This window comes from Acidaminococcus timonensis (assembly GCF_900106585.1).
GTDB classification, from domain to species: Bacteria; Bacillota; Negativicutes; order Acidaminococcales; family Acidaminococcaceae; genus Acidaminococcus; species Acidaminococcus timonensis.
On record NZ_FNWH01000003.1, the window covers coordinates 21,922 to 47,541 of the forward strand.

Below are 25,620 nucleotides of genomic sequence, written 5' to 3' on the forward strand. Positions count from 1 at the left end.
TTGTCTATTGCCAGACTCGGTTTAAGTCAAGCCCTCGACATATTAGTACAGGTCAGCTTAACATATTGCTACGCTTCCACACCCTGCCTATCAACCTGGTAATCTTCCAGGTGTCTTACCAGCTTATGCTGTGAGAGATCTCATCTTAAGGATGGTTTCACGCTTAGATGCTTTCAGCGTTTATCCGTTCCGGACGTAGCTACCCAACTGTACCCCTGGCGGGATAATTGGTACACCAGCGGTCCGTCCACTCCGGTCCTCTCGTACTAGGAGCAGCCCCCTTCAAATCTCTTGCGCCCGCGATGGATAGGGACCGAACTGTCTCACGACGTTCTGAACCCAGCTCACGTACCACTTTAATGGGCGAACAGCCCAGCCCTTGGGACCGACTTCAGCCCCAGGATGTGATGAGCCGACATCGAGGTGCCAAACCTCCCCGTCGATATGGACTCTTGGGAGAGATTAGCCTGTTATCCCCAGGGTAGCTTTTATCCGTTGAGCGATGGCCCTTCCACTTGGATGCCACCGGATCACTAAGCCCTACTTTCGTACCTGCTCGCCGTGTTTGGCTCGCAGTCAAGCTCCCTTCTGCCTTTGCACTCGCCGCGCGGTTTCCGTCCGCGCTGAGGGAACCTTTGGGCGCCTCCGTTACACTTTGGGAGGCGACCGCCCCAGTCAAACTGCCCGCCTAACACTGTCCCGGCGATCGTTACTCGCACGGTTAGAATCCCGATAGTTGAAGGGTGGTATCCCAACAGCGGCTCAGGCAATCCCAGAGGACTGCCTTCCATGCCTCCCACCTATCCTGTGCATCAAATATCAGAACCCAATATTAGGTTACAGTAAAGCTCCATGGGGTCTTTCTGTCCAGTCGCGGGTAACCTGCATCTTCACAGGTATTTCAATTTCACCGGGTCCCTCGTTGAGACAGTGCCCAAATCGTTACACCTTTCGTGCGGGTCGGAACTTACCCGACAAGGAATTTCGCTACCTTAGGACCGTTATAGTTACGGCCGCCGTTCACTGGGGCTTCAGTCGAATGCTTTGGGTCGGACCCGGACATCCTTCTTTAACCTTCCAGCACTGGGCAGGTGTCAGCACCTATACTTCAGATTTCTCTTTCGCAGGCACCTGTGTTTCTGGTTAACAGTCGCTTGGGCCTCTTCTCTGCGACCACACCGGGCTCCAGGAGCAAGTCCCTTCACCTTTGTGGCTACCCTTATCCCGAAGTTACGGGTACATTTTGCCGAGTTCCTTAACGAGGGTTCTCCCGCGCACCTTAGGATTCTCTCCCCGCATACCTGTGTCGGTTTACGGTACGGGCGGCAGCTTTCTCACTAGAAGCTTTTCTCGGCAGCGTAGGCTCAATCCCTTCGGGAACAAGTTCCCTCCGCATCACGCCTCAGCCTCAGTCACCGGATTTGCCTGATGACCAGCCTATGCGCTTGCACACGAACTACCAATCTCGTGCGGACCTGCCTTCCTGCGTCACTCCATCGTTCAAACGATCACTGCCGGTACTGGAATATCAACCAGTTGTCCATCTCCTACGCTCTTTGCCTCGGATTAGGTCCCGACTTACCCTGAGACGACGATCGTTGCTCAGGAATCCTTATGCTTTCGGTGGAATGGATTCTCACCATTCTTTTCGCTACTCATGCCAACATTCTCACTTCCCACCAGTCCACCGTTCCTTCCAGAACGACTTCAGCCCGATGGGAACGCTCCTCTACCACACATACTTGCGTATGTATCCATAGCTTCGGTTCCATACTTTAGCCCCGGGAATCTTCGGCGCAGGGCCTCTCGACCAGTGAGCTATTACGCACTCTTTAAATGGTGGCTGCTTCTGAGCCAACATCCTGGTTGTTTATGAGACCCCACATCCTTTTCCACTTAGTATGGCATTGGGGACCTTAGCTGATGGTCTGGGCTGTTTCCCTTTTGACCATGGGACTTATCTCTCACAGTCTGACTCCCAGGCTCTGCAGCGTAACCATTCGTAGTTTGACAGGGTTCGGTAACCATTACAGTCCCTATCCCGATCAGTGCTCTACCGCCTACGCTTACTGCCTGAGGCTAGCCCTAAAGCTATTTCGAGGAGAACCAGCTATCTCTGCGTTCGATTGGAATTTCACCGCTACCCACGATTCATCCGAAAGTTTTTCAACACTCACCGGTTCGGTCCTCCACACGATTTTACCCGTGCTTCAACCTGATCATGGGTAGATCACTACAGTTTCGGGTCTACGAACACCAACTATTCGCCCTGTTCAGACTCGGTTTCCCTACGGCTCCGCATTTCCTGCTTAACCTCGCTGGTGCCCGTAACTCGTTGGCTCATTCTTCAATAGGCACGCCGTCGCTTGCGCTCCGACTGCTTGTAGACATACGGTTTCAGGTTCTATTTCACTCCGCTCCCGCGGTTCTTTTCACCTTTCCCTCACGGTACTATGCGCTATCGGTCACTAAGGAGTGTTTAGCCTTGGAGGGTGGTCCCCCCGACTTCCCGCAAAATTCCTCGTGCTTCGCGGTACTCTGGATACTGGCCCCCTTGCTCTGCCTTTCGCCTACCCGGCTATCACGGTCTGTGGCTCATCTTTCCAGATGATTCGGCTAGGCCTGACTCGGTTTATGCCAGTCCGTAACCCCAGAGAACCGAAGTTCTCTGGTTTAGGCTCTGCCCTCTTCGCTCGCCGCTACTGTGGGCATCTCGTTTGATTTCTCCTCCTCCGGCTACTTAGATGTTTCAGTTCACCGGGTTCCCCTCCCGTAGGATACCATCCCATAACGGATGGTGGGTTTCCCCATTCGGACATCTGCGGATCAAAGCCTGCTTGCGGCTCCCCGTAGCTTTTCGCAGCTTACCACGTCCTTCATCGGCTCTTAGTGCCTAGGCATCCACCGTATGCCCTTAGTAGCTTGACTTCCTCGCTTCGATAAATTGGCGTCTCCTGCGTCACGTCTCCGCGTAGCTCGGTCGATNATACCAGATGTATAATCTCCCTCGCCATGCTCGCCGTTCCTTGGATCCATCCAATTTCTCTTCGCGAGCTTGTGAACCTTAGATATCATATATCTTTGGTCCCGGTTCTCAATTACTAAAGACACATTGCTGTGTTCCTAGTTCTCGTTACTCGTTTCTAAATTCGCATTTAGATCAGAGGTGCTTATCCGATCATCACATCGGATAAGACTTTGTTTTGTCTCTTCTATGAAGTTTTCAAGGTTCATGCTTCAGGGACGAGCCCTGAGAACCAAATATTGTTTTGACAGATGTGCGTCGACGAGAATAGAAGCAAGCCCTCGGGCTCCTTCGGTTCTCCATAGAAAGGAGGTGATCCAGCCGCTCGTTCTCGAACGGCTACCTTGTTACGACTTCACCCCAATCATCGGCCCCACCTTAGACAGCTGACTCCTAAAAGGTTATCTCACCGGCTTCGGGTGTTACCAACTTTCGTGGTGTGACGGGCGGTGTGTACAAGGCCCGGGAACGTATTCACCGCAGTATGCTGACCTGCGATTACTAGCGATTCCAACTTCACGCAGGCGGGTTGCAGCCTGCGATCCGAACTGGGGTCGGGTTTCTGGGATTTGCTCCACCTCGCGGCTTCGCTGCCCTTTGTTGCCGACCATTGTAGTACGTGTGTAGCCCAAGACATAAGGGGCATGATGACTTGACGTCATCCCCGCCTTCCTCCAGGTTATCCCTGGCAGTCTCCTATGAGTCCCCACCATAACGTGCTGGTAACATAGGATAAGGGTTGCGCTCGTTGCGGGACTTAACCCAACATCTCACGACACGAGCTGACGACAGCCATGCACCACCTGTTTTCGTGCCTCCGAAGAGGGGGACTTATCTCTAAGTCTTTCACTCAATGTCAAGCCTTGGTAAGGTTCTTCGCGTTGCGTCGAATTAAACCACATACTCCACCGCTTGTGCGGGCCCCCGTCAATTCCTTTGAGTTTCAATCTTGCGATCGTAGTCCCCAGGCGGGGTACTTATTGCGTTAACTCCGGCACAGAAGGGGTCGATACCTCCTACACCTAGTACCCATCGTTTACGGCCAGGACTACCGGGGTATCTAATCCCGTTTGCTACCCTGGCTTTCGCATCTCAGCGTCAGACACAGTCCAGAAAGGCGCCTTCGCCACTGGTGTTCCTCCCAATATCTACGCATTTCACCGCTACACTGGGAATTCCCCTTTCCTCTCCTGCACTCAAGACTCCCAGTATCCAACGCCATACGGGGTTAAGCCCCGCATTTTCACGTCGGACTTAAAAGCCCGCCTACATGCTCTTTACGCCCAATAATTCCGGACAACGCTTGCCACCTACGTATTACCGCGGCTGCTGGCACGTAGTTAGCCGTGGCTTCCTCGTCAGGTACCGTCAATACCGAAGTGTATTGTAAATCAGTACATTCGTCCCTGACAACAGAGTTTTACAATCCGAAGACCTTCATCACTCACGCGGCGTTGCTCCGTCAGACTTTCGTCCATTGCGGAAGATTCCCCACTGCTGCCTCCCGTAGGAGTTTGGGCCGTGTCTCAGTCCCAATGTGGCCGTTCATCCTCTCAGACCGGCTACTGATCATCGCCTAGGTGAGCCGTTACCCCACCTACTAGCTAATCAGACGCAGGCCCATCTTCTGGCGATAGCTTACAAGTAGAGGCCATCTTTCCTCCCGCCTCCATGCGGAGGCGGGAGCACATTCGGTATTAGCATCCCTTTCGGAATGTTGTCCCCAGCCAGAGGGCAGGTTGCCTACGCGTTACTCACCCGTTCGCCACTAAGAATTCACCGAAGCAAATTCTCCGTTCGACTTGCATGTGTTAAGCACGCCGCCAGCGTTCGTCCTGAGCCAGGATCAAACTCTCCAAAATAGATTATTTTGAAGAGCCGCTTGGCTCTCAAATACTAGCTTTGATTTTTTAACCTGGTTTTCATCCAGGTGACTCGATCTCATCACTAAAAGTGACTTGACCCGCACATCTGTCAACAATATTCAGTTCTCAAAGTTCGTCTTGCCGTCTTCGTGACGACTTCTATATCTTACCAAACTTTCAAAGGTTTGTCAACAACTTTTTTCTCACAATGTTTCATGTGAAACAGTTGCCGGACCCATGAAGGCTGGTGGGATGCTTTCTCAAAGAGAAAGCTTGTATAGTATAGCAAAATGGGAGAAAGGTGTCAACACCTTTCTCCCAACTTTCTTGTCCGTCCCCTGAAAGGGGCGGGGGACACAAATCTTAGAAAAACTCCTTCAAAGAGAAGGTCTGATCCCGGTTGGGACCAACGGACACAATGCCGATTTCCACGCCCACCACTTCGCTCAGGCGAGCCAGGTAAGCCCGGGCCTCTTCAGGCAGATCTTCGTACTTGCGCACACCGGAAATGTCTTTCTTCCAGCCTTTGAACGTTTCATACACCGGTTTGGCCTTGGCCAGGATGCTCAGATCCGCGGGAATATGCTGGATGGGCTGCCCATCAATGGTCCAGCCGGTGCACATCTTGATTTCGTCCAGGCCGTCCAGGATATCCAGACGGGTGATGGCCAGGGCATCCATGGAGTTCAGCCGGGCAGCATATTTCACCATGAAGGCATCCAGCCAGCCGCAGCGGCGGGGCCGCCCGGTCACAGTGCCAAATTCATGGCCGGTATTCCGCAGATAGGTGCCGGGACCGTCCGTATCGAACAGTTCGCAGGTGAAGGGGCCTTCCCCTACCCGGGTGGTATAGGCTTTCACCACGCCCACCACATGGTCGATGTAGCGGGGACCCACGCCACTGCCAATGGCTGCGTTGCCGGCAATGGGGTTGGAGCTGGTCACATACGGATAGGTGCCATAATCGATGTCCAGGAACGTTGCCTGGGCCCCTTCGAACAGCACCTTCTTGCCGGCATCGAAGATATCGCCCAGAGCCACGCTGGTATCGGTTACATGGGGCCGCAGTTCTTCTGCATATTGCAGATAGGCCTTCAGCATGGGTTCGTATTCCAGGGGTTCTGCCCCATAGACTTTGGTGAACAGGGCATTCTTGGCATCCAGGTTCCGTTTCAGCTTAGCAGCCAGTACGTCCCTGTTCAGCAGGTCGCACATCCGGATCCCGGTCCGGGCCACTTTATCCATATAGCAGGGGCCGATACCGCCTTTGGTGGTGCCGATCTTGGCATCGCCCAGAGCGGCTTCCTGCAGTTCATCCTGTTTTTCGTGGTACGGGAATACCACATGGGCCCGGTCGCTGATCAGCAGATTGCTGGTATCCACGCCCTTGGCCTTCATTTCGGCGATTTCCTGCAGCACCACACGGGGGTTGATCACAACCCCGTTGCCCAGGATACAGGTCTTGTCGCTGTACAGGATGCCGCTGGGCAGCAGCCGCAGTTTATAGGATACATCGTTGACCACCACCGTGTGGCCGGCGTTGGAGCCGCCGGAATAACGGACCACTGCATCGGCCTGCTGTGCCAGATAGTCCACGATCTTGCCTTTGCCTTCGTCCCCCCATTGGGAACCGATCACTACAACAGATGACATAGAGGTACTCCTTCTTTCGGGTTACAGTCCAAAACGGGCGTAGATTTCGTCCAGATGTTTCAGCATATGTTTCGGTTCGAAGCAGGCTTCCACTTCTTCCTTGGTCAGATACTTGTCGATATCCGGGTCGGCTTCCACGTTGGTCTTGAAGTCGGCGCCTTCCAGCCAGCGGGCCATGGCGTTGCGCTGTACCCACTTGTAGGCATCTTCCCGCAGCACGCCTTTGCTCACCAGGGCAATCAGCAGGTTCTGGCTGTAGATCAGGCCGCCGGTCAGGTTCAGGTCTTTGATCATCTTGTCAGGATATACCAGCAGTTTGCCCAGGATGTCCTTCATCTTGCGCAGCATGTGATCCAGCAGGATGGTGGAATCCGGCAGGATGATCCGTTCTACGGAAGAATGGGAAATATCCCGTTCATGCCACAGGGCCACGTTTTCAATGGCAGCTTCGGCATTGCCCCGCAGTACACGGGCCAGGCCGCAGACCTTTTCACAGGTGATGGGGTTCCGTTTATGAGGCATGGCGGAAGAACCCTTCTGGCCGGGAGCAAAGTATTCTTCGGCTTCCCGGACTTCGGTGCGCTGCAGGTGACGGATTTCCAGTGCCATCTTTTCCAGAGAAGCACCGCACACGGCGATGGTGCTCAGATAGAAAGCGTGGCGGTCTCTCTGCACTACCTGGTTGGCCACAGGCACAGGGGTCAGGCCCAGTTTTTCACACACATATTTTTCCACGAACGGGTCGATGTTGGAGTAGGTACCGATGGCGCCGCTCAGTTTGCCCACGGAAATGTATTTCTTGGCCATTTCCAGGCGTTCGATGTTCCGTTCCGTTTCGCTCATCCACAGCAGGAACTTCAGGCCGAAGGTCATGGGTTCCGCATGGATGCCGTGGGTACGGCCCACACAGTAGGTGTATTTGTATTTCACAGCCTGGGCTTTCAGGATTTCATGCAGTTCCTTTTCTTCCCGGATCAGGATTTCTGCAGAGTGTTTCATCATCAACCCCATGGCGGTATCTTTCACGTCATTGGAGGTCAGGCCTTTATGGATATATTTGGAAGCATCCCCTACATGTTCAGCCACAGAAGTGAGCAGAGAAATGATGTCATGGTTGGTGGTCTTTTCGATTTCGTGGACCCGGTCCAGGTCGAAATCAGCCTTGGTCTGGATATCATGGAGCGCATCATCGGGGACGATGCCCAGTTTGTTCATGGCTTCGCAGGCCGTTACTTCAACCTTGACGATGTTGCGGTCTTCATTTTCTTCCGTCCAGATGGAACCCATTTCTTTACTGGTATAACGTGGAATCACAATACTTCCTCCTTAGGTATAGACAAAAAAATGGCATAACACGAGAACACACCGTTCCCGCTGCATATAGTTTATTGTATCATTTTACCGAACGTATAGCAATCACAAGTATGTTTTGTTTGCAAAGAAAAAGAGGTGCCGGAAGCACCTCTTTTACTCCTGTTTGTTGCTGAGATCATAGAACCGGGTGATATCCTTCCGGAAGTACAGGGGAACCGTTCCCACGGCACCGTTCCGGTGCTTGGCAACGATCAGTTCCGCCACGTTCTTCTGGTCTGTATCCGGGTTGTAGTAATCATCCCGGTAAATGAAGCACACAATATCGGCGTCCTGTTCCAGGGCCCCGGATTCACGCAGGTCACTGAGCATGGGCCGTTTGCTGGTCCGCTGTTCCACGCTCCGGCTCAGCTGGGACAGGGCGATCACCGGTACGTTCAGTTCCCGGGCCAGCCCCTTCAGGGACCGGGAAATGTCGCTCATTTCCTGCTGCCGGTTGTCGCTGGCCCGTTTGCTGGACCCCTGCATCAGCTGCAGATAGTCCACGATGATCAGGTCCAGTCCGTTCTCGTTTTTCCAGCGCCGTGCTTTGCTGCGCATTTCCAGTGCCGTCATGCCCGGCGTATCATCCAGCATGATCTTGGCATTGCTCAGGTTGTCGGCCGCCTGGACCAGTTTGGGCCATTCGCTTTCCTGGAGCTGCCCGATCCGCAGACGGGAGGCATCGATCTGGGCCTGGGAGCACAAAAGCCGCTGCACCAGCTGCTCCTTGCTCATTTCCAGAGAAAAGAACGCCACGGATTTGTGTCCTGCAAGGGCCACATGTTCCGCAATATTCAGCACCAGGGAGGATTTCCCCATGGAAGGACGGGCCGCCACGATGATCAGATCGGAAGGCTGCAGGCCGCTGGTCATCTTGTCGAAATCGTTGAAGCCGGTGGGCAGTCCCGTAAAGGCCTCTTTGGAATCGTACAGTTCCTCGATCCGGGTCATGGCACTTTTCACCACATCCTTGATCTTGGTCACCCCGTTGGCGTGTTTCCGGTTGGCCACTGCCAGGATCTTCTGTTCTGCCTGGTCGATGGTCTGGCTGATGTCCTCGTCCTCTTCGTAGCCTTCCGCCACCACCTCGGTAGCTGCGTTGATCAGCTGCCGGCGCAGGGCCTTTTCTTCCACGATTTTGGCATGGTACACCACGTTGGCCGCGGTGGGCACCGCATTGCTCAGGGCCGTAATGGTGGCCGTGCCCCCCACAGTGTCCAGTTTACCCATCTTCCGCAGTTCTTCCGTCACCGTGACCAGATCCACGGCCTCGTTGCGGCTGTGGAGGTCCAGGATGGCAGAAAAGATGATCCGGTCGTCCGGGCGGTAGAAATCGTCTTCCGTCAGGATCTCCCCGGCTTTATCGATGGCTTCCCGGCTGATGAGCATGGCCCCCAGCACACTCTGTTCCGCCTCAATATTCTGGGGTGGGATACGTTCTTCCAAAGTACGGACCTCCTCGTCACAACATATCCGCCCTTTTCAAGGGCGGGGAACCAGCCGTAAGGCTGGTGGGTTCTTATTCTTCAGTCTCTACAACAACCTTGAATTTCGCCGTTACATCCGGCAGCAGTTTGGCCGTAGCGGTGTATTCACCCGGACTCTTGATGGTGTTCGGCACTTCGATCTTGCGCCGGTCCACCCCTTCCATACCGGTCTGGGTCAGCAGCGCATCGGCCACATCCTTGGAAGCAATGGAACCGAACAGCTTGCCGTTGGCCCCCACCTTCACCTTCATGTGCAGCACCACTTTTTCCAGCTGGGAAGCCAGGATCACGGCTTCGTCATGGGCCTGGGCAGCCCGGTGTCTGGCCACCTTCATGTCCTGCTTGGCCTGGTTCACATTCCGGGTAGTCGCTTCTTCCGCCATACCCCGGGGGATCAGGTAGTTCCGGCCATAGCCTTCGGCCGTTTCAATGATTTCGCCTTTTTTACCCAACTTCTTGATGTCCTGTAACAGGATTACCTTCATCTGTATCGCTCTCCTTCATTTGTTCTTTGGCCAGTTCAATGACTTTCGGCATCAGTTCTTCTGCCGTCACTCCCTTGACCTGTACCCCGGCCACGGTTTGATGACCGCCGCCGCCGAGTTCTTCCATCATCACCTGCACATTGACGCTGCCGTCACTGCGGGCGCTGATGCTGACTCCATTTTCATTCTGGCTGAAGACCACGCTGGCCCGGATGTCATCCATGGTCAGCAGTTCATCCGCCGCCTGGGCCACAATGATGGGCGTATCCCTGTCCGCACAGGAGCAGGTATGCACCGCCACCGCAAGGCCCGGCAAAGGCTGCTGCATCTCGGTGATGATCCTGGCCCGGGTCAGGACCGTATGCTCATCATCCTTGAACAGCATGGAAACCAGATGGGGATCGGCTCCATTCCGGCGCAGGAAGGCCGCCGCTTCAAAGGTCCGTTCCCCGGTCTGCACCGCAAAGTTCTTGGTGTCCACCACAATGCCTGCGTACAGGGCCGTGGCCTCCACTTCCGAAAGCTGCAGTTTGTCCTCGAAATACTGGAGGATTTCCGTCACCATTTCGCAGGTGGATGACGTGGAGGGTTCCATATACTGGAGCATCACTTCCGTGATGGCATCCTCTGCCCGGCGATGATGGTCGATGATGATCCGCCGCCGAATGGCCTGCAACACCCTGGGTGCCGCGCTGAGCATGGCCCGGTGGTGGTCCACCAGCACCAGGATGCTGCCCGGCGTGATCCGCTTCAGGGCTTCCTCCTCGTCCACGAACAGGGACAGGTACTGGTCACTCTGGTCCTTGGACACCGTCTCCAGCTTCTTCAGGGAAGGCCCCTGGCCGCTGGTGACGATACAGCAGCTCTTCTGCAGGGTCAGGGCCATCTTGGCCACCCCAATGGCCGCCCCCAGGGCGTCGTAGTCTTCATTGGCATGGCCCATGATGAACACCTGGTCCGCCCCGGTCATCAGTTCATGGATGGCCTGGGCCACGATCCGGGCCCGTACCCGGGTATTCTTGGCCTGGACGGAACCCCGGGCCCCGTAGAAGCTCATTTCCTCCCCGATCTGCACCACGGCCTGGTCACCGCCCCGGCCCAGGGCCAGATCCAGGGCCGCCTGGGCCTTCTGGCTCATTTCCGCCAGGTTCCGGCCTTCCGCCGCCACCCCGATGCTGATGGTGGGGGTGATCCGATTGCCGCTCTTGATGTCCCGGACCCGATCCAGCACCAGGAACTTCTTCTTGATGGTCTCGTTCAGCCCCTTCCGGCTGAGCCCCACCACGAACATGTCTTCCGTGTATTTCTGGAAGTAGCCGTTCACTTCCTCCACCCAGCTGCCGATGGCCTTGGTCACATCCACCACCACGCTGGCCCGTTCGTTTTCATTCAGGCCTTTCATGGCATCATCGTAGTTGTCGAACTGTACATAGGCCACCACCGGACGTTCTTCCTCGTATTTCTTCCTCCGGCGCTCCCGGTCGGTGATATCCATCAGATACAGGGCCAGCCCCGTGTCATCTTCCGGGTTTTCCGTGATCTGGATCCGGCGTACCAGCATCTGGTACACCCGGTCCCCGATTTTCAGCTGTTTTTCTGCATCCCGCAGCCGCAGGGCCGCAAAATTGTTATCCGGCGGCGGCAATACCTTCTCAAAGGGAGTCCCCAGGGGCACCTCCACCGCCACGTATTCGTTGAACAGCCGGTTCCGCCACTGCAGATGGCCTTCCCGGTCGAAGACCCCGATGCCGATGGGGATCCGCTGGGAGGCATAGTTGTTGGCCCGCTCGATGTTCCGGACCACCGTGGTCATGGAATGATTGAACCAGGCTTCCCGCAGCCGGTTGCTGCGAAATGTCAGGTAGAACACCAGCATCACGGCCACGAAACCTCCTGCCGTGCAGATGGCCTGGTTGATCAGGATGCCGGAGATCACCAGCACCGAGCCGATGATGGCCACGGCGACACGCACCCACTGCCACAGGTTCCGCTGTGTTTTCTCTTCCATAGGTCTTCCCCTCTATTTCTCCTGCTTTGGTTCCTCTTCTGGGACCGGTCTCCGGATCTTCCGGAGGTCGAACACCATCTCATAAGCCCCCAGTACCACGATCAGCTGCGATGCAATGGGGATCGTAAAGGTCAGGATCAGGCTCAGGGGAATCAGGATCCGAGGATAATGTCGATATTCCACATACCAGCGGATCAGGCACAGCCCCTGCACCAGAAGCAACATATTCATCATCATGTACAGGGTGTAACCGCCCCGGTACAGCCAGGAATCCTGGGCATTCTGCCCAAAGAAGATCAGCATCATGCCGATGCCATAGGGCAGCAGCAGCCACTTGGGCAGCTTCCACAGGGCAAAAGGCGGGAACCAGGGGTAGTAATCCCCCATCCGGGCCAGGATCTTCCGGGCCGCCCAGTAGTTGGCCATGGCCGTCACCGGTGCGCTCAGGATGATGCCCGCCGGCAGGATCAGTTCGAACATTTTCTTCAACTGATCCAGCTGGCTGCCATTGAAGCCGCCCATGCCCATTGTCTTCAGCAGATCACCGCTCATGGAGATGGATTCATCGATGGAATCAAAGAATACCTGGATCACGTTCACATCCATCAGGTAGTAGGCCGCCAGGGCGCTGAGCAGGGTAGAGATCAAGGCCCCCAGGCTCCCCATAAGCAGGGTGTTCACCGGGCTCATCTGTTTGCGCATGGCCCAGCCCATGAAAAGGCCGATCAGCCCCAAGATCACGCACTGGGTCAGGGCCTGCATGGGTGACAGCAGGACAGAGACCACCACCCCCGTAACCACCAGGCACAGGATGCTCCATTTCAGCCCGTTCCGCCGTCCACAGAGGATGATGGGAAGGGGCCACAGGATACTGACCACCAGATCCAGAACCGGCACATAATTGCCGACCAGGGTAAAAAGGACTGCCACCGCTGCCAGGATCCCTGATTCCACCAGCGAGGATGTTTTATGATACTGCAATGGGTCTTCCCTCCACTAACCACTAACCACTAACCACTAACCACTAACCACTAACCACTAATGATTTTCTCACACTGTAATATTATATTCTACAATATTTAACAAAAAAAAGACAGGCCCCAAGGCCTGTCTTTCGTCATTCGGCTTATTCAGCCGTAAACGGCAGCAGTGCAACGTTTCTGGCACGTTTGATGGCAATGGTCAGCTGACGCTGATGTTTTGCGCAGGTGCCGGAAATCCGACGCGGCAGGATCTTGCCCCGTTCGGTGATGAACTTCCGCAGTTTGGCAGCATCTTTATAGTCGATTTCCTGGACTTTGTCGACGCAGAAGGAGCAAACTTTTCTTCTGGGTCTCCGATTTCCTCTTTCACGTTTCATCATGGCGTTCTTCTATCCTCCCTTTTAAAATGGGATTTCTTCGTCAAAACCAACTTCAGAGCCAAATCCTCCCATGGGGTTGGAATTTCCACCCTGAGAGTTGTTGTTCTGGGCAGGAGGATTCTGCTGGCCGGCAGCCGGATTGCTGCCATAGCCCTTCCGCTCGATGAATTCCACCCGGTCAGCAATGACTTCCGTCACATAATGCTTGTTCCCGTCTTTTCCATCGTAGCTGCGGATCTGCAGACGACCTTCCACCAGAGCTCTTTGCCCTTTGGTCAAACTGTTCCCACATAATTCTGCGGTTTTATTCCATGTAACGATGTTGATAAAATCCGCTTCCCGCTGACCGTTCTTCGCAGTGAAGGGACGGTCAACAGCCAGAGTGAAGGTGCAGACCGTTTTTTCCGTGGGAGTGACCCGGACTTCCGGATCCCGCACCAGACGGCCCAACAAAATAATGCGATTCATACACCTAACCTCCTTATTCGCCTTTGCGAATGATCATGTGACGCAGGATTTCATCCGTAATCTTCATCACACGGTCCAGTTCCTTGACGGCTGCCGGTTCAGCAGCAAACGTGGTCAGTACATACAGACCATCGTTGAAGTCCTGGATAGGATATGCCAGACGTTTTTTGCCCCACTTATCGGTTTTTTCGATCGTAGCACCGTTGGCAACCAGCAGATCGTCGAACTTCTTTACAACCGTGTTGTAAGCATCCTCTTCTACCGGCTTAACGATGTACATGACTTCGTAGTTATTCACGAAATCACCTCCTCCTTTGGATTTGCTCCTCTACCATGAGGGCAGAAGAAGTATATATAATATATACAGCCTTAAAAGTATAGCATGGAGAGAAGAAAAAAACAAGGGGAAAAGAAAAAATCAGGGAGGTTTCCCCAGATTCTCTTCATTCTTTTCCCGCTTCTTATTCTGTAGTATAATATGATGATATATTTTATTCCAAAGGAGGACCTGCTATGTTTGTCTATGCCGATAATGCCGCCACCACCCGGGTTTCGGATGCAGTGCTGTCTGCTATGCTACCTTATTTCACAAAGCACTATGGCAACCCTTCCAGCACCTATCCCCTGGGCCAGGATGCTTCCGCCGCACTGATCCGTGCACGGGAAACCATAGCTGCCTGCCTGGGCTGCCTGCCCAGCGAACTCACCTTTACTTCCGGGGGCAGCGAGGCCGACAACCAGATTCTCCGCTCCGCCGCGGCCTGGGGCAGACAGCATGGCCGCACCCACCTGATTGCCAGCGCCATCGAACATCACGCTGTACTGAACACCCTGGAAGACCTGAAAGCCCGGGGCTTCACCGTCACCCTGCTGCCCGTGGGACCGGACGGAGTGGTGGACCCGGCGGATCTGAAGGCCGCCCTGACCCCCACGACCGCTCTGGTCTCCATCATGCTGGCCAACAACGAAACCGGTGCCATCCAGCCCATCAGACAGCTGGCTGATCTGGCTCACGCCGCCGGCGCCCTGTTCCATACCGATGCCGTCCAGGCCACAGGACACCTTCCCATCGACCTGAAAAACAATCCGGTGGACTTCCTGTCCGCTTCTGCACACAAATTCCATGGACCAAAAGGGAACGGAATCCTTTTTGCCAGACGAGGTTTTGAACTTACTTCCCTGATTTTCGGGGGAGCCCAGGAGCGGGGCAAACGGGCCGGCACAGAAAATGTTCCAGGCATCGTAGGCATGGCCGCAGCGTTACAGGAAGCCTGCGACCATATGGCAGAAAACGCCCGGCGCATGGAAGAAGCCCGGGACACCCTGCAGAAAAGTCTCAGTGCCCTGGACGGTACCAGGGTCCATGCCGGCACCATGCCGCGCCTCCCCGGCCACCTGAACATGGCCTTTGAAGGGGTTTCCGCCGAAGCCCTGCTGCCCGTGCTGGGCATGGCCGGGATCTGTGTTTCCTCCGGATCCGCCTGTGCCTCGGGCAGCCCTGACCCCAGCCATGTGCTGTTGGCCATGGGCTGCACCCCGGATGAAGCCCGGAGTTCCATCCGGTTCTCTCTGGGCGATGACATCACCCTGGAGCAGGTCCATTTCATCGTGGAAACCGTGACCCGGGAAGTAGCCCGACTGCGGAAGCTCCATCAGCAAGCATAGAAAGGATCATCATGAAAGCTCTCATTGCCATGAGCGGCGGAGTGGACAGCTCCGTTTCCGCCAAACTGATGCAGGATGCAGGTTACGACTGCATCGGCTGCAACATGAAACTGTACAACAACCCGGATGCCGGCTACTGCAGCACCAAGACCTGCTGCAGCCTCAGCGATGTGGAAGACGCCCGCAGCGTCTGTGCCCGGCTGGGCATGCCCTTTTACGTGTTCAACTACACCGAGGAATTCAAACACGACGTTATGGAGAAATTTGCCCGCAGCTACACCCTGGGCCATACGCCCAACCCCTGCATCGACTGCAACAAATTCCTGAAATTCGGAGCCCTGTACCAGCGGGCCCGGGAACTGGGCTGCGACTGCGTGGTCACCGGCCATTATGCCCGCATCCGCAAAAACGAAGCAACCGGTAAATACGAACTCCTGAAAGCCCTGGATCCGAAAAAGGACCAGAGCTATGTACTGTATAACCTGACCCAGGAGCAGCTGGCCCATACCCATTTTCCCTTGGGCGGATACCACAAGACCCACACCCGGGAAATCGCCGAAGAAAACGGGTTCATCAATTCCCACAAGCCCGACAGCCAGGATATCTGCTTCGTGCCCAACGGGCAGTACACGGACGCCGTGCAGCGGATCCTGGATTACAAGCCCCAGCCCGGGCCCTTCCTGGACCTTGAAGGCAATGTTATCGGCCAGCACAAGGGCATCATTTATTACACCCTGGGCCAGCACAAACATCTGGGCCTGAACCAGCCGGATTTTCCCCTGTACGTGGTGAAGATCGACCCGAAGAAGAACGCCATTGTGGTGGGCCCCAGCGAGGCCCTGTTCAGCCGGGAGGCCAGCGTGGGCGAGGCCAACTGGATCAGCGGTGAAGTACCGGCAGGCCCCGTACGCTGCCAGGTGAAGGTGCGATATCGTCAGGACGCCCAGCCCGCCACCGTGACCCCCACAGGGAAAGATACATTCACCATCCAGTTCGATGAACCCCAGCGGGCCATCACCCCCGGCCAGGCCGCCGTACTGTACGACGGAGAAGTCGTCCTGGGCGGCGGAACGATCGAATAAATAGAAAATGCTGTAAAAACAACCCCCTCGCATCGCTGCGAGGGGGTTGTTTTGCTGTATGGTATGCTCAAAGGGGGTGTGGGTAGCATCTGGGGAGATGGTTACGCTTTTCTTTGAGCAGCCATTGCCTGGAGTTCGGGCCGGAATTCTTCTACCAGCTTGGCTTCCGCCTTGGCACCCTTGGACAGGGCGTTGTAGATGATTTCCGCCATTTCATACCGGCTCATGGTGCGTTCACCATGATACTTGCCGTCTTCGTACCCCTGGACGATATCGTTGCCCGCCAGTTTGCTTACGGCTTCGTAAGCCCAGTGGTTGGCCGGTACATCCGGGAAGGCCTTGGACAGGTTCGGGTTCAGTACACCCAGCAGGGCATCCAGCCGGTTCTGCAGGTTGGCGACCTGTTTGGACAGGGCCGCGTTGGTGGCTTCTGCCTGCTGCAGCCGTTTGCTGCTCTTGCCCAGCTTGAAGGATACGCCGCCGCCGACCATGTTTTCACCGTTGCCGAAGCTGGTGGAAACGTTCATCATCACCCGGTCCGTCGGCCGGTAGAACACGCCCAGGGCACCGGCAGTTTCGCTGCGGTAGCTGCCCACTGCAGCGGCTACGCTGACCTTGGAGTCTTCGTCGAAGTCCATGGGGTGCAGGTTGGCCATAGCGGCTGCGCTTGCGCCCACCTTGTCGATCCGGTTATCCAGGTTGTCCACCCGGTTTTTTACCCGGTCTACGCGGTTTTCTACGCCATCCATCCGGTTTTCAACGGTGGAGACTCTCTTGTTGGTGGCATGCAGCTGGCCGCCGTTCACGGCATCGGTGCTGCCTTCGGACACATCGCCGTCGGCCACGTTGGTCACTTTCTGGCTGTTGGCGTTGATGCCGTTCTGGTCGATGTAGGTCTTGTCAGCTACCTTGTAGGATTTGGCCGATACATCGCCGGCTACGGTGGCGTTGCCGCCCACGCGCAGATCCTTTTCCACGGATACGGCATCCTTGAAGGTTGCCAGTCCGTCGAAGGTGGAGGTGCTGGTCACATGCAGGATGTCGGTGGTGGTGCCGCCGGTGATGGCTGCGCCGCCCTTGATGGTGGCTCCGTTGTTCACCACCAGTTTGTCCGTGGTGGTGGTGCCCTTCACATCCAGGTTCTTGTTCACATCCACATAGTCAGCCGTTACCTTGCCGGTTTCCAGGGTGTTCCCGGAAATGGTGGTCTGGGTGATGGATCCTTCTCCAATAGCCGCTGCATGATCGCTATTTTCAAAGGTGGTCCCGGTATCCGTGGTGGTCACCGTGCTCTTGCCCACCACATCCTTGATGCTGGTGGCTGCGGTGTTTTCAATTTCTGCCGCACTGTTGGACAGTTTTTCTTCCGCCTTGTTCACCAGGTTCTTGGCCTCATTGGTGATGGTCCCCTGTTTGGCGGTGTTGGTGATGTCTTTGTTGCCCTGCTGCACACTGGTGCTGGACGCTCCATCGCTACTGGTAACGGTGGTATTCACATACCCGTTTTCCGCATCCTTCAGGATGTCGATGATATTCCCGCTGACCAGTCTTTCGGCAGAAGCCGTTGCCGTCTTCACAGAGGCATTGTACTGGCTATCGCTGGCTTTGATCAGCTGTTCCGATTTGTCCACGGTGCTGTTGGTGTTGTTGGCCTTGGTCCCGTCGGTGATGGAGGAAGCAATGCTCCTGGCATCCTGGTTCACCACCGTGGTGTTGGTCCCGTCCGTTACGGAGGAGGCAACCTGGTCCGCCTTCTGCAGGCTGTTGGAAGTATTGGTCCCATCCGTAATGTTGGTGTTGGTCTGGCCGGCAATGGTGTCGATGGTAGTCTTCTTGTCCCCATCGGTGAGCTGGGATTTTTCTTCTGCTGCGCCCCGGAGATAGGAAGCTTTCTTGCCATCGGCTTGGCTCATTTCTTCCGTGGTCTGGTAGGACAGCTGGGTGGAAGTATTGGAGCCGTACTCGTTGAAAACCTTGCTGACGATGGAGCTGGAAGCATCGGTTTCCACATCCAGAGCCTTGTTGGTGATCTTATTTTTCGCTTCGTTGGTGATGTTTTCCGCCGTCAGGCTGCTGTCGTCGGTCACCTCGGTGGACTGGTTGCCCCCGATCTTGGTATCCAGGTTGGCTTTGTAGTCTTCCGTCACATCGCCGGTTACGGTAGTGGTCTGCTTGCCGGTCACAGTGGTGCTCTGGTCGCCATTGACTTTCGTAATCTGGCTGCCGTAGGTTTCGTTCACGGCACCCTTCACGGTTTCAGTCTTGTTACCGCTGACCGTATTGGTCTGATCCTTGGCTACCACAGTAGTCTGGTTGCCACCAATGTTCGTGCTCTGGTCGCCATCAACGGTAGTTGCCTGGCTGCCGTATTTTTCCTTCACACTGCCCTTGACCGTTTCGGTCTTGCTGCCGCTCACCGTATTCTGCTGGTCGCCGCCCACGATGTTGGTCTGGTTGCCGCCCACAGAGGTCTTCTGGTCGGTCTTGACGTTGGTCTCCAGGGCATTGAAGTTTTCAGTTTCGGTGCCCTTCACATTGACGGTACGGTTGCCGGAAACCGTGGTGGTCTGGTTGCCCGTTACCGCATGGGTTTCGTCGCCGCCCACCTTCGTGCTCAGGTCGGACTTGTAATCTTCCGTGACCTTGCCGGTTACGGTGGTGGTGCTGGTCCCCATGATGGTGTCGATCAGGTTGCCGCCGACGGTGTTGGTCATGTTCCCAGTGGTGGTATTGCTGATGTTTGCAGCGCTGTTGCTGATGGTACCGCCGGTTGCGGTGTTGGTGATACCGTTGGCATCCATTACGCTCTTCACTGCAGACCCGTCACCGATCTGGCTGGTGATGCTGTCGTACGCCTTGTTGACCAGGGCTTTCGCATCATTGGTAATGGTCCCGTTGGCAGCGGTGTTGGTGATGTTGACGTCGGTCTGTTCCACGCTGGTGCTGCCGTTGGCACTCTTGATTTCCTGCAGGATCTGGTCGATCTTCTGCCGGAAGGTGGAGGTATTATTACCATCTTTGTCGCTCAGGACACTGCTGGATTCCGCAGCGCTCTGGGTGGCCGTATTGGTGTTCTTATCCGCATCGGTCAGCGTGCTCTGGCTCTGGGTGGAAGTCTGGGTGGCCAGGTTGCTGTTCTTTTCAGAATCAATAACCTTGGAAGTCACACCGCTGCCTTCTACAGCCATCGTGCTCTTATTCCAGTTGCCATCCGCATCGGTTGCTTTGGCCCAGGTAGAGGTACCGTTTTCATCATAGTCAAAGGCTGCTTCTTTTTCGCTGCCATCTTTGGTGCTGGTGGCTTTCTTGTAGCCCGTGATTTCGCCGGCTGCCACTTTCGTGCTGGCCGTTACGTTGTTGTCCCCTACAATGCCACTCTTGGTCAGGTCGATTTCATCCACATTCAGCTTGCCTTTGACCGTCAGGTCGCCGCCGATGGTGGCATCACCGCTGGTGGTAATGGTTTCAGCGCTCAGGTTCTTCACACCAGTGATATTGCCATTTTTCATGGTCGCCGTGCCGTCGGTGACTTCGGCCCCTTGCAGGGTTCCCGTAGCCGTTACGTCTTTCGCCGACACATCGCCGGAGAAAGTACCATCTTTGGCACTGAGGTCGCCGGAGAAAGTGCCGTCCTTGGCACTGAGATCACCGGAGAGCGTTGCATCTTTTGCAGTGATATCGCCGCTGAAGGTTGCGTCTTTGGCGTAAAGATCGCCCTTGGTCTGGATCGTTCCGGTCCCGGCATCCAGGCTGGTCACGGAGGTATTGCCATTGGCGTCTACCGTGAATTTGCCGTTGGCCCCTTTGATCTGCCCGTCGGACTTCATGGCCGCCTTGGCTGCGTCAAAGGTATCCCCGCCGGTGTAGACACCGTCTTTATCCATCACACTGCTGTTGGTCCCAACCTTGATTCCCTTTTCGTTCAGGGTGATCTGGTTGTCCTTGTCCTTGTTCAGGATCATTTCCTTGGCGTCGCTCTTGGAAGTGGTCACCGTACCGTCATCGGCTACGGTGGTGGTATTCTTTTGCAACACATTATCGTCGCTCAGGCTCAGGCCGCTGTTCACGGCTTCCGCCAGTTTTTTATCAGCCCCGATGCGGGCTTCTTTTTCGGCGGCGTCGGCTGCGTTCAGAGCCGCAAACCCATTGGCCATATTGGTATTGATGGTATTGAACCCATCCACCATATTCTGGTTAACCTGTTCAATGACCTTGTCTTGGGCTGCATCAGCCCCGATCCGGGCGGCGGTTTCTTTGGCCAGAGCAGCGTCCAGGTTGGTGACGTTTTCGCCAATGGTGTTGGCTGCTTTCACGATGGCCCCATCCTGTACGGCCGCATCAGCCTTGCTTACATAATGATCAGATGTCTGTTTTTCCAGATACTCCTTCACATTGGTGATCCGGGTATCCAGCGCCGTATCGGCCGCCTCACGAGCAGCCGTTTCCGTATTGAGGTCACTTTGCAACTGATTCGTCGTTTCGTGAATCGCATTGGCTTCGTTCGTAATGCGTTCATTCAGTTCGTTATCGGCGGCTTCACGAGCAGCTGTTTCCGTATTGAGGTCACTTTGCAACTGATTCGTCGTTTCGTGAATCGCATTGGCTTCGTTCGTAATGCGTTCATTCAGTTCGTTATCGGCATCTTGACGAGCCTGAGCTTCACTAGTAATCGCATCAGCATTGGCCTTAACCTGGGTATCCAGTGCAACGATATTTTCACCTACCGTATTGCCGGCCGTTACATAATTCCCGCTGGTAAGGGTATTATCCACGACGCCCTGCATGCCGACGACTTTATTTTTAGCGGTAATATTGGTCTGGGAAACGATTTCGTTACCGTTGATGGTAGACTGGGAAGTCAAGGTACCTTTGACCAGAGCATTGCCATCCACGTTCAGGTTGCCACGGCTGTTCAGGCTGCCCGCATTGACGGCACCGCCTACGTTAGCATTATGGCCCACTTCAAGGGAGTTGGTAATCTTTCCTGATTCTGCAGAAATCGGACCAGTAACTTTCAACCCCGTTACATCTGTCTTCTTTGTGGTTTTGGTAGCACTGTCATAGCTTTCTTTCTGTAAGGTATTGTCAGCAGAAAGGGTCAGTTTATCCGTTCCCAAGTTATCAATAATATTCTGATGCTGGGCTAATTCATCTTCCACACTCTGCACAGCATCTTGCAAAATACCGATTTGTTTGGAGTTGTAAGGCACCGTCAATTCCACAGCTGCTTCAACAGCACTGGCAGCCGAAGAATTACCGGTAAATACAGTTACCGTATTTCCGCTGGAATCCGTCACTGTAGCCGTTCCAATGGTAATGCCCGCCGCATAAGACGTCCCTCCCATAGAGACAATACTGAAAAATACGGCCAGAGCCGCAGCGGCCTGTGCCACTTTTTTCCGTCCCACGGCCCGGCGTCCATCCTTGGACTGGCCTTTGGCCAGTTCGGATACCACCATGTACATGCCCCGTGTTTTATTCCAGATTACCTTATAAATCTTGTTCATAAAGCCACACCCCTTTTCTTGTTCAAGCCTTTTGATGGATTTTCATGCATCGTCTGGTTGGACGACTCAGTGCGCGCTTCTGAGTATCCTCTTCGTTTTTACGATGTTTTCAACCCCATTTCCCTTGCTTTTCCGGAATCTTTTGGCTTTCTGCCGCTGTATTCCTTTTTATATAGACAATTGTCTGTATCTACAATGCAGATTCACGGAATTTTCCATTCTTTCTTAAGAAGAAAATTCGTGCTTCCAGGGATTTTATCCAGGGTTTCCAGCATCCCTACCGCGGTAGTCCGGTGGATTTTTCCCCAGACCCTTGATCGGTTGTCTAAACTATAACACACCAAAATGGAGAAAAATTACAAATTCCACGAAAGGGCGTTTTTTTGTCATAAAAGTCCTTTTCGGTCTTTTTCAGACAATTCGTCCTCAACGGAAAAACAGGCAGGTATTTCCTTCATGAAAAAAAACCGCCCTTTCAGGACGGGTTTGAGAAGGGATTTAAAACTTTTTGTATAATAGAGATGGATAGACACAAGAAAGCACCTGAAGGAGGGGGAACCGATCATGCTGCACATTGCCATTTGTGATGACCAGACCGACCAGATCCAGAAGATCCGTGCCGCTGCTGAAACATATTTCCTAACCAAGAACGAACGGGTTGAATACCGGACTTTTTCCGACGCCTTTGCCTTTACGGACGCCATCGACAAGGGCTCCATCTTCGACATAGTGCTGCTGGATGTGTGCATGCCGGGCATGCTGGGCACCGAAGTGGCCCAGCACCTGCGGGACGCCCACAGCCGGGCCGAGATCATCTTCCTGACCACCAGCGAGGAATTCGCCGTAGATGCCTTTGCCGTGAAGGCCACCGATTACCTGCTGAAGCCCTTTACCCAGGCCCAGTTCAACAAATCCCTGGAGCGGGCCCTGGGCTTCATCCGCCAGCGCAACAGCGCCAAGGTGATCTTCCGCCTGGTGGGCGGCGGCGTGCGGGTGGAGGAGATCGCCCAGATTTTGTTTCTGGAGAGCCACGGCCATGTGATGGAGGTGTACCTGGCCGATGGATCCACCCTGGAAACCCGGAAATCCGGGCAGGACATGAAGGCGGATCTGGACAAGATTGCCCCGGGCCAGTTCGTGTCCCCCAACAAAGGCTACCTGGTGAACCTGGCTGCCATCCACATGATCAAAACCGACTACGTGGAGATCCAGGGCCATCAGATTCCCCTGGGCAAGCGGAAATACCGGGATTTCCAGGAACAGTATTTCCAGTTCATGTTTGCGGGATGAAAAAAGGAGCTGTGAAGTATTTCTTCACAGCTCCTTTTTAGTCTCCGATTCCTTTCGCCTGCGCTGACACCTGCAGATACGTCATGAACCAGCCGCCTTTTTGCTGGCACAGGACGCTGGCCCCGTATTTATCCCGGAACCGGGCCAGGGATTTCATCCCGATGCCGTGGCCCTTCACGTGGGTCACCGGCAGCCCGTCCTCGCCCAGCCGCACCGGCGCATCGAACAGGTTCTTCACCAATATATTCAGCATATCCCCCTGCCGCAGGGCCACCACGATGATGTTCCGCCGGTCCTCCGGCTGTTTCTCGCTGGCAATCAGGGCATTTTCCACCAGATTGGACAGGACGATGGACAGGTCTCCGCTGCAGCGGATATCCTGGGGCAGATCCGCCGACACGGTCACCGGGATCTCCAGTTCCCTGGCTTTGGCGATGTAGACGGTGAGTGCTGCGTTGATCAGGGTGTTCTGACAGTACTGAGGAAGTTTCGTGGTATTGAACTGTTCCCCCCAGCTCTTCGATGTACCGCAGCACCCCATCTTTATCCTTCCGGTGGATCAGCACCAGCAACTGATTGATGTGATCCTGCTTCTCCCGGAAGATATCATTCAGCCGCTCCCTGCTTTCCCGGGCCATCTGCACATAGTGCTCCGCAGAGGCGTATTGCTGCTGCAGATCGTGTTTCTCTTCGAACATCTGCAGTTCGTGATAGACCTCGTCCTGCCCGCTGCGGATACTGGCCATCATCAGCACCACCACCAGCAGGAACAGCCGGGGGATCAGCAGTTCAAAATACATCTCATTGGAATCGATCAGGCTCAGATAGATGTTTTCGATGGCCATCAGCATGGGGACTGCCGTAATGAGGCGCCAGTACTTCCGGGTAGATGCCTCCCGGAAGCCGCTGAAAGTCCGGGTAAAAAACCTCAACATGAACGGAAAACTGAGAAAGATCATGGCTCCATAGGTCAAAACCTGGAAACCGTACAATTCATCCAGGGTACGTCCGGGATACAGATACAGGACCAGGGCCCGGCTCACGGTAAAAAAAATCCCGGACAGCAGGGCTCGGAAGGACAGGACAAACAGCTGGCCCATCCACAGCTTTCTTTCTGCCAGGAGGCAGAGAAGGAACTGGGGCACCCAGGCCACATAGCCCAGGATCCAGTACCCTTTTTGCAGGGTAGAGAAAAAACCGCTCTGAAGCAGGCCGGTGAATGCCACATATTCTGCCACCACCAGCAGCACCCAGATCCTGACCATCCGTTTCTTTTTTCCTTCCGGCAGGAACGAACGGAAGGGCAGGAAATGGAGAAGGGCAAAAGGCTGAAACATGAGTACATAGTAAAGAGTAAGGACCGGCGTGGAAAAGATGGAATTCATCGACTGTCCACCTCTTTCTGCACCCGCAACAGCAGCTGCTCGGCCTCGTTAAAATGGCCGTGTTCCACCAGCTCGGCCACCATTCGCAGCTGGTGCCGGCTGTCGTGGCGCAGGATGGCCATTTTCTGCTGTTCCTCCCGCAGGGCAGAGGCATATTCATTGACCCGGGTCAGCTGGTCCCGGAGCTGGATGGTCCGTTTCCTGATCTGGAACATGAGTTTCATCTGCCGGACCCCGCTTTTCACTGACTGGATCAGGCACAGCCCCACCAGCAGCAGCACCGACCGGCTGACCAGAGAATACAGGTGGATGGCCGGCATGAACATTTCCCGGGGTTCCAGGGAATAATATCCCATATTCCCATGATAATACACCAGCAGCAGGGGAACCGGCCCCAGATAGGTCCAGAAGTCCGGACGCCGGCTCAGCAGTTCCGGAGTGAACAGGCTGCCCAGCAGCCGTTCCATAAAGGGCATTCCAGCCAAAAACAAAGGGATATAGAGCAGGAAATAGGGCAGGATCTCGCTATGCTCCCAGAATTCCGGCCAGCACAGTTTGTAGATTTCCATGGACACTGTATGGATGAAAATCATGTACATGGCCTGGATCCCGGACACGAACAGGTGCCGGAACCAGTAGGGACGGATGGTGAAAATCAGCAGCAGGAAATAGGGCAGATAGCTGAACAGGTACAGCCGCTGAAAGACACCACTGCTGAATTCCATCATATTGTGGGTGAACAGGGCGGAATAAACCACGAATTCCAGCAGGAAGATATAGATATGCCCGCACAGCAGGATCCGTTTGGCCACCGGGCTGGCAATGGAACGGAAGGGATAATAACGCAGATAGGCCGCCGGTAGCAGGGAAATACAGAACAGCAGCGTTGTCACGATCTTTTCCAGCAATCCAGCCACCTCCCGACAAAAAGTTACAGTTCCAAGCCATATTGTAGCAACAAAAAAAGAACCCTGCAACCGGAAT

The 25,620-nt window shown here is 54.9% G+C and carries 15 protein-coding genes and 2 rRNA genes; 3 read left to right on the forward strand and 14 right to left on the reverse strand.

All coding sequences use genetic code 11. From position 1 onward, the window contains the following. Positions 1-22: 22 nt before the first annotated feature. The 11 genes from BQ5462_RS00210 to rpsF form a co-directional block, all read right to left on the reverse strand. Positions 23-2,928, reverse strand: a 23S ribosomal RNA gene (locus BQ5462_RS00210). Between the two features lie 402 nt (positions 2,929-3,330). Continuing rightward, positions 3,331-4,887: ribosomal RNA gene (locus BQ5462_RS00215) — 16S ribosomal RNA — on the reverse strand. Together the 16S and 23S rRNA genes form the textbook arrangement of a ribosomal RNA operon. A 366-nt stretch (positions 4,888-5,253) precedes the next feature. Then, complete coding sequence (locus tag BQ5462_RS00220) at positions 5,254-6,543, reverse strand: adenylosuccinate synthase (RefSeq protein WP_071141457.1); 1,290 nt, start codon at positions 6,541-6,543, stop codon at positions 5,254-5,256. A 21-nt stretch (positions 6,544-6,564) separates the two neighbouring features. Then, complete coding sequence (gene purB / locus BQ5462_RS00225) at positions 6,565-7,857, reverse strand: adenylosuccinate lyase (protein ID WP_071141458.1); 1,293 nt, start codon at positions 7,855-7,857, stop codon at positions 6,565-6,567. 153 nt (positions 7,858-8,010) lie between these two features. Beyond that, positions 8,011-9,342, reverse strand: coding sequence for a replicative DNA helicase (gene dnaB, locus BQ5462_RS00230; protein WP_071141459.1), 1,332 nt, complete (start codon positions 9,340-9,342; stop codon positions 8,011-8,013). 73 nt (positions 9,343-9,415) lie between these two features. Further along, a complete protein-coding gene (gene rplI, locus BQ5462_RS00235) occupies positions 9,416-9,868 on the reverse strand; it encodes a 50S ribosomal protein L9 (protein ID WP_071141460.1) in 453 nt (150 codons plus the stop codon). Beyond that, positions 9,828-11,876 (reverse strand): DHH family phosphoesterase, encoded by a 2,049-nt coding sequence (locus tag BQ5462_RS00240; RefSeq protein ID WP_071141461.1) that lies wholly within the window; start codon positions 11,874-11,876, stop codon positions 9,828-9,830. The genes rplI and BQ5462_RS00240 overlap by 41 nt, the downstream gene beginning before the upstream one ends. 12 nt (positions 11,877-11,888) lie before the next feature. Beyond that, positions 11,889-12,857: a YybS family protein gene (locus tag BQ5462_RS00245; protein WP_071141462.1), complete on the reverse strand. Its 969-nt coding sequence runs from the start codon at positions 12,855-12,857 to the stop codon at positions 11,889-11,891. Between the two features lie 145 nt (positions 12,858-13,002). Continuing rightward, positions 13,003-13,239, reverse strand: coding sequence for a 30S ribosomal protein S18 (rpsR, locus tag BQ5462_RS00250; RefSeq protein WP_012937440.1), 237 nt, complete (start codon positions 13,237-13,239; stop codon positions 13,003-13,005). A 21-nt stretch (positions 13,240-13,260) separates the two neighbouring features. Continuing rightward, positions 13,261-13,707 carry a single-stranded DNA-binding protein gene (locus tag BQ5462_RS00255; protein WP_071141463.1) on the reverse strand — a complete coding sequence of 149 codons (447 nt, stop codon included), beginning with the start codon at positions 13,705-13,707 and terminating at the stop codon, positions 13,261-13,263. A gap of 13 nt (positions 13,708-13,720) precedes the next feature. Continuing rightward, a complete protein-coding gene (gene rpsF / locus BQ5462_RS00260; RefSeq protein ID WP_071141464.1) occupies positions 13,721-14,005 on the reverse strand; it encodes a 30S ribosomal protein S6 in 285 nt (94 codons plus the stop codon). A 215-nt stretch (positions 14,006-14,220) separates the two neighbouring features. Between rpsF and BQ5462_RS00265 the strand changes: the two genes are divergently transcribed. Next, positions 14,221-15,372 carry a cysteine desulfurase family protein gene (locus BQ5462_RS00265; RefSeq protein WP_071141465.1) on the forward strand — a complete coding sequence of 384 codons (1,152 nt, stop codon included), beginning with the start codon at positions 14,221-14,223 and terminating at the stop codon, positions 15,370-15,372. Positions 15,373-15,383: 11 nt separating this feature from the next. Then, positions 15,384-16,454 (forward strand): tRNA 2-thiouridine(34) synthase MnmA, encoded by a 1,071-nt coding sequence (gene mnmA, locus BQ5462_RS00270; RefSeq protein ID WP_071141466.1) that lies wholly within the window; start codon positions 15,384-15,386, stop codon positions 16,452-16,454. 101 nt (positions 16,455-16,555) lie between these two features. Here mnmA and BQ5462_RS00275 read toward each other — a convergent pair whose 3' ends face one another. Beyond that, positions 16,556-21,961, reverse strand: a complete 5,406-nt coding sequence (locus tag BQ5462_RS00275) for an ESPR-type extended signal peptide-containing protein (protein WP_071141467.1) — start codon at positions 21,959-21,961, stop codon at positions 16,556-16,558. Positions 21,962-22,525: 564 nt separating this feature from the next. Between BQ5462_RS00275 and BQ5462_RS00280 the strand changes: the two genes are divergently transcribed. After that, on the forward strand, positions 22,526-23,251 hold the full coding sequence (locus BQ5462_RS00280; protein ID WP_071141468.1) for a LytR/AlgR family response regulator transcription factor: 726 nt from the start codon (positions 22,526-22,528) through the stop codon (positions 23,249-23,251). A 37-nt stretch (positions 23,252-23,288) separates the two neighbouring features. Here BQ5462_RS00280 and BQ5462_RS11305 read toward each other — a convergent pair whose 3' ends face one another. Together BQ5462_RS11305 and BQ5462_RS00290 are read right to left on the reverse strand one after the other, a co-directional pair. Continuing rightward, a complete protein-coding gene (locus BQ5462_RS11305) occupies positions 23,289-23,792 on the reverse strand; it encodes a GHKL domain-containing protein (RefSeq protein WP_076978277.1) in 504 nt (167 codons plus the stop codon). 840 nt (positions 23,793-24,632) lie between these two features. Beyond that, positions 24,633-25,544, reverse strand: a complete 912-nt coding sequence (locus tag BQ5462_RS00290) for a hypothetical protein (RefSeq protein WP_071141470.1) — start codon at positions 25,542-25,544, stop codon at positions 24,633-24,635. Positions 25,545-25,620 lie beyond the last annotated feature (76 nt).